We start from the raw sequence: 5,730 nt of genomic DNA on the forward strand, positions 1-5,730 counted from the left end.
CCACTCCGCCCCCCGGCCCCCCTGCGACACAGAGCTCACGGCCGTGGTGGGTTGCTCCCGACCGTGTGGCGAGCCTGGGCACTGCAGCGGGTGTGCCGCCATACCCGCTCCCTGGGTTGTCCGGCGCCCACCGACGGACGGAGTGACTTGTAGCGCTACAAATCCCGGTCGCCTGTAGCGCGGAGGGTTACAGCCAGGCCCGGTCCGCGCGTCGATGACCGTCATCGATGGGCTCGATTGGGCTCATCCGTCCCCCGTCGCTAGGTACGTGATGCCGCCACCCCGCACCGCGAGGAGGGCGAGATCGCATCCCCGCACCCGGGGATGCCCAGCAAAGGAGAGCACCATGTTCAAGAAACTCATCCAGGTCCTTGCCCTCGCGAGCGCGGGGTGGAGCGCGGCAGTGGTCGCCGCGCCGCCCCAGGGCACTCCCGTCGCGCGGGGGCTGTCGAGCCGCGAGGCCATCCAGGACTGGAAGAAGCAGCACGGCAACTGGGGGCGCTGGGGCCAGGAGGATCAGCTCGGCACCGCGAACCTCATCACTCCAGCCAAGCGCAAGGAGGCCGCGAAGCTCGTTCGCGACGGTGTGTCCGTCTCGCTGGCGCACACCCTGGAGACCCGGCAGGCCGCGGACGTCCCCTCACCGCTGGAGCGCCAGATGCTCTTCCACGGCGAGGCCCCCGAGTCCACGTACAGCGCGGACCACCTGGGCATCGGTTTCCATGGTTGGTCCCACACGCACCTCGACGCGCTCTGCCACGTCTTCGACGAGGGCCGGACGTACAACGGCTACCCGCAGTCGAAGGTCGATTCGAAGGGCTGCTCGGTGCTCTCGGTGAACGAGGTGCGCGACGGGCTGCTCACGCGCGGAGTCCTCATCGACATGGCCGCGTTCAAGGGCGTGCCGTACCTGGAGCCCGGGACGCCCATCCACGCGGCGGACCTGGAGGCGTGGGAGCGCAAGACGAAGGTGAAGGTGTCGAGCGGTGACGCCATCATCGTCCGCACGGGGCGCTGGGCCCGCCGCGCGGCGGTCGGGCCTTGGGACGTGTCCTCGAAGTCACCGGGACTTCATGCGTCCAGCGTGGAATGGCTCGCGGCGCGCGGGGTCTCCATCGTCGCGACGGATGTCGGACTGGACGTGCTGCCCTCCGGGGTGGAGGGCGTCGTGATGCCCGTGCACGTGCTGCTCATCAACACGCTGGGCGTCCACGTCATCGACAACGCGGACCCGGAGGCCCTGGCGAAGGCGGCGGCGGCTCGCGGACGCTACGACTTCCTCCTCAGCGTCGCGCCCCTGGCCATCGAGGGCGGGACGGGCTCGCCCGTCAATCCCATCGCGACCTTCTGACGGGAGCGCTTCGGGGGCGGGGGCGTCCGCGCCGCCACCCGGGTGGCGGTGTTGTCCTCGCCGCTCGACGTGGCGGCGAGGAACATCGCCTCGCGCAGCCAGCGGTGGCCCGGGTCGGAGTCGCGCGAGGCATGCCAGCGCATCACGATGCTGTCCGCGGTCAATGCCAGGGGTGGCGGGCTCACGCTCAGGCCAAAGGCCTTCGCGCTCGCCAGCGCCGAGCGCCGGGGCAGCAGGCCGAGCAGCCGCGCACCGCGCAGGAGGTGGGGCACGCTGAGCGCGTGGGTCGTCTGAACGGCCACGCGGCGGCGCAGGCGGAGCTTGGCGAGCGCGTCATCCACCGCGTCGCTGGAGTCCGCCCGTCGCGACACGCGGACATGCGGAATGGCGAGGAAGTCTTCCATGGACAGCTGCGTGTCCACGCGCACGACGCTCGGGTCGAACACGACCAGATAGCCCCCGGCGCAGAACAGCCGCAGCTTGTGATGGGGGGCCTGCTCCATGGGTGGACCCACGAGCAGGTCCAACGAGCCGTCATCCAGCATCGCCAGCCCCCGCGCTTCCTGGAGCGGAGAGAGGGAGAGGGTGACGCCCGGGGCCTGCTCCGCGACGAGCGCGAGGAACGGCGGCACCAGCGAGGACTCGAGTCCGTCGGACAGGCTCACGCGGAAGTGGCGCTCCTGCGTGGCGGGGTCGAAGGGGCGCTGGGTGAGCACGGCCTGGAGGCACGCGAGCGCATTGCGCACGGGCTCCGCGAGCGCCTGCGCATGGGGCGTGGGGACGACGCCCGTGGGCGCGCGGGTGAAGAGCTCGTCGCCGAGCAGCTCGCGCAGACGGGCCAGGTGGTGGCTCATCGCGGGCTGGCCCAGTCCGACGCGGTGGGCGGCCCGGGTGACGTGGCGCTCGCGCATGAGGGCGTCGAACGCCACCAGGAGATTCAGGTCCAGTCGGGAGAGATGCGCGTGGTCGATGGGCTGCATGGCTTCGCGTCTCCTTGCCAGCCGCAGGGATAACGCAAAGCCGGCGCGGATGCCCGGGAGACGTGGCGCTAGAACGCCAGGTTGAGCTGCAGGGTGATGAGCTGGGAGGTGCCCGCGTCCTTGGGGATGACGACGGAGGCGGCTTCCGCTCCGGCGGCGGCCTCCTGGTGGGCCAGCTGGTAGCGCAGCTTGAAGGCGAGGTGGGGGGCGTTGACGAACCAGCCCAGCTGCGCTTCCGCGATGTAGAGCAGGTCGTCGTCCAGATCGAAGCTCGGGTTGAGGAAGCTCAGCCGCACGGCCGCGTCGAGCACCTTCTTGTAGAAGACATAGTCGGCCTGAACCCATGCGCCAAAGCTGGAGAAGTTTTGCGAAGCGTCCTGCGGGTCCGTCCGGCTGTAGTACAACTCGCCGAAGAAGCTGAACCTGCGCGCCTGGATGAAGAGGTCCACGCCGCCGGTGATGAAGCGCCGGTCGCCTTCACGGAGGATCTGGAAGACACCGGACTCCGGGTTGAAGTTCTCCTTCACCTGCGTCACCTCGCCGCCCGCGCCCTGCAGGGTGAAGGACACGTTGAGCGGAGGTGGCTCCTTGTCTCCCGACATGATGTACGGCAGCTCGCCGTAGCCCGGCTTGCCCATGGGCGAGAACGTCGCGCGTGCGTTGAACTGGTACTTGCCGGGCTCGGAGCGGATGGAGCGCAGCGGCGAGCCGCCGTAGATGCCCACGTAGTACTCCAGGTGCTCCATCGTCCCGAAGATGGTCACGCCCTTGTCGCGGCCCGTCCAGTAGTAGTTGGCGATGGTGGAGAACTCGGGGAAGAGGATCTGCTGCGGTCCCCAGGACTCGTGCCGGCTGAGGGGCGTGTACTGCTGCCCCGCGCGGATGCCCACCTCGTCGATGGGCTGGATCTCCACCAGCGAGTCGAGCAGGTAGATGGGCGGGTCCGCCAGCTCCAGCGACGTCCAGAAGCGAATCCACGGCCGGTAGATGTTGCCGCGAAGGATGGGACGGAGGAACGAGAAGGCCGTGCGTGACTCCGCCTTGCCATCCAGGAAGACGGGCTCGAGCTTGTAGCCCGCCTGCAGGCCGATGCCGAGCAGGTAGTTCCCATCCTCCGACTGGATGTGGAAGCCGTTCTTCTCGTCGTAGCCCCCGGTGAGCGAGGGCTTCTTGTCGTCGTCCTTCTCTTCATCCTCCGCGTGGCCCACGGCCGGTACGAGGAGTCCAGTGCCCATCGCGACGACGGCCGTCGCCACTCGCATCCAACGCATACCCTGTTCCCCCGAATGAGCGCTGCCCGCGCCTGTGCTCTCACGCGAACCCGAGCGGCACTCTGAGCACGCGACGGGGGGAAGGAAGCGTCACGGCGCGCGCGCTATCGCGGAGCGAACGACCGGGCCGCTTCCGCGATGGCTGACGGACAGCGGCCTCGTTCTCGAGGGTGGGGACTCGTGAACAGGCATCGGGAGGCGACGCGTGAAGCGGGCGCTGAAGTCCCGCCGCGGAACGAGGGGGGCATGTTCACTGAGGCGTGCCCGCCCCGGACGCGAAGGGCCCCTCCCATCCGGCGGGAGAGGCCCTTGCGTGTGGACCTGGGAGCGTGGCTACGGCGAGGGACGCGTCTTCTTGGGCTCGTCGCGCCCGGCACCGCCGGTGCCCTGCTGGCTGGCCGCTCCGGGCGTGGCGGCGTAGAGATTGTCCCCCAGCGAGTTGACGACCTGGCTGATGGCCCGCTGCGAGCGCACGCTGTTGCCCGCCTTGTCGAGCGGCGGCGAGAAGGCGGCGATGGCATAGCGACCGGGAACGACGGCGACGATGCCCCCGCCCACGCCGCTCTTGGCGGGGACGCCCGCCTGATAGAGCCACTCGCCGGTGCTCTCATACAGGCCGTTGGTCGCCATCAGCGCCAGCGTGCGGCGCGCCGTGTCCGGGCTGACGACCTTCTTGCCAGTGACGGGATTGGTGCCACCGTTGGCCAGCGTGGCGCCCATGGTGGCGAGCTGCGTGGCCGTGACGTTGACGGAGCACTGCCGCGTGTAGAGGTCGAGTGCCTGCTCCCGGGGGGAGCCAAGCACCTTGTATGAGTCCAGCAGCGCGGAGATGGACTGGTTGCGGGTGTTGGTCTCCGTCTCCGACTTGTAGACCTCCTGGTTCACCGGGAGGTCCGCGCCCGCGAAGTCGTTGAAGTTGTCGCTGAGCTTCTTCCAGCGGGCTTCGGGCGTTGCCGCCGGAATCATGCTCACGGAGGTGATGGCGCCCGCGTTGACCAGCGGATTGCCGGCGCGGTGGTCCTCGTTCATCTCGATGGCGACGATGGAGTTGAAGGGCTGCCCCGTGGCATCCACGCCAATCTTGTCCTCGACCTTCTTGGCGCCCACCTCGTCCATCAGCCGCGCCAGGGTGAAGGGTTTGGAGAGGGATTCGATGGGGAAGGGCGAGGTGGCATCGCCCACCGTGTAGACCTTGCCCTCCACGGTGACGAGCGCGAGGCCGAAGAGGTTGGGGTTCACCGTGGCGAGGTACGGGATGTAGTCCGCGTTCTTGCCTTCCTTGGTGCCGCGGAACTGCTGGTGGGCTTTCTGGAGCGCCTGCTGAATCTCCGTCTCCGTGGGCATCGCCTCGTCGCCCTGGGAGGGGCGTGCGGCTGTGGAGGCGGTGTCCGACGGCTTCGTGGCCGCCTTGGGACTCTCGGCGAGCGCGATGCCTGGCCCCGCGAGGGCCATGAGGCACATGCAGAACAACCAGCTACTTCGACAACGGAGTGCGAGCTTCATGTCATCTCCTTCCAAGGACAAGGGCGCTTACGAGCGGACACATGACGCCCGGCTTTGGTGGTTGAGGAGTGAGGCCTCGGGGGACGCGCGGCAACTTCGAGAGCACCCGAGCAGGAGAGCCCCCGCGCCCATGCGTCCACGCGTGAGGCCAACGCCCCTCCCCGCCGTCCGGGCTTTGCCGTGGACGTGTGACGGCTACCTTGTCCGACGTCGTGCCGCACGGCGCTCCGCCGGTGCCCGTCGACAAAAAGGAAGGAGCGCCATGGCGGAGCCCATGACCTCGCTGGAGTCCGGAGTCCAATCCCACCTGCTGTCCGCGGTCTTGAATCCCGAGCAGGTCCGACTGGACGTATGGAACCGCTTGCGGGAGGAGATGTCCCGGCTGGAGGCGCGGTATTCGGAGGGACAGGTGTCCTCCGACGAGCGCGTGGCGCAACTGCTGTCGCTCTTCGCGGAGGTCCACCCCATCGAGCGGCTCTTCGTGTTTCCGGGCGAGGCGCGCCTGCTGCGCCTGGCGGAGATGGCGCGCCGACATGACGTGGAGGAGCTGGCCGAAGAAGTTCGGCGGCTGGTGGGGTTGTTGAGCCGTCACAGGGACCGCGCCTGCCTGGTGTCGGAAGTGGAT

The 5,730-nt window shown here is 68.8% G+C and carries 5 protein-coding genes; 2 read left to right on the forward strand and 3 right to left on the reverse strand.

From position 1 onward, the window contains the following. The first annotated feature begins 346 nt into the window (after nt 1-346). On the forward strand, nt 347-1,351 hold the full coding sequence (locus HR086_RS44070; RefSeq protein ID WP_174458983.1) for a cyclase family protein: 1,005 nt from the start codon (nt 347-349) through the stop codon (nt 1,349-1,351). On the opposite strand, the gene HR086_RS44075 is transcribed toward HR086_RS44070, so the two are convergent. The 3 genes from HR086_RS44075 to glsA form a co-directional block, all read right to left on the reverse strand. Beyond that, nucleotides 1,270-2,331 (reverse strand): LysR family transcriptional regulator, encoded by a 1,062-nt coding sequence (locus HR086_RS44075; RefSeq protein WP_174462386.1) that lies wholly within the window; start codon nt 2,329-2,331, stop codon nt 1,270-1,272. The two genes, HR086_RS44070 and HR086_RS44075, sit on opposite strands and share 82 nt — an antisense overlap. Before the next feature lie 68 nt (nt 2,332-2,399). Then, nucleotides 2,400-3,602 carry a porin gene (locus HR086_RS44080; protein ID WP_174468629.1) on the reverse strand — a complete coding sequence of 401 codons (1,203 nt, stop codon included), beginning with the start codon at nt 3,600-3,602 and terminating at the stop codon, nt 2,400-2,402. Between the two features lie 333 nt (nt 3,603-3,935). Next, entirely contained in the window at nt 3,936-5,105 is a 1,170-nt protein-coding gene (glsA, locus tag HR086_RS44085) for a glutaminase A (RefSeq protein ID WP_174458986.1), read from the reverse strand. A gap of 262 nt (nt 5,106-5,367) precedes the next feature. Between glsA and HR086_RS44090 the strand changes: the two genes are divergently transcribed. Continuing rightward, nucleotides 5,368-5,730: hypothetical protein (locus tag HR086_RS44090; protein WP_217442196.1), on the forward strand; the 363-nt coding region annotated here is incomplete at its 3' end.

This window comes from Myxococcus sp. CA039A, assembly GCF_013336645.1.
Lineage (GTDB): Bacteria > Myxococcota > Myxococcia > Myxococcales > Myxococcaceae > Myxococcus > Myxococcus llanfairpwllgwyngyllgogerychwyrndrobwllllantysiliogogogochensis.

Excerpts from the sequence above, each read along its gene's own strand:
- glsA (WP_174458986.1), bottom strand. The coding sequence starts at position 5,105 with ATGAAGCTCGCACTCCGTTGTCGAAGTAGCTGGTTGTTCTGCATGTGC.
- HR086_RS44075 (WP_174462386.1), bottom strand. The coding sequence starts at position 2,331 with ATGCAGCCCATCGACCACGCGCATCTCTCCCGACTGGACCTGAATCTC.
- HR086_RS44080 (WP_174468629.1), bottom strand. The coding sequence starts at position 3,602 with ATGCGTTGGATGCGAGTGGCGACGGCCGTCGTCGCGATGGGCACTGGA.
- HR086_RS44070 (WP_174458983.1), top strand. The coding sequence starts at position 347 with ATGTTCAAGAAACTCATCCAGGTCCTTGCCCTCGCGAGCGCGGGGTGG.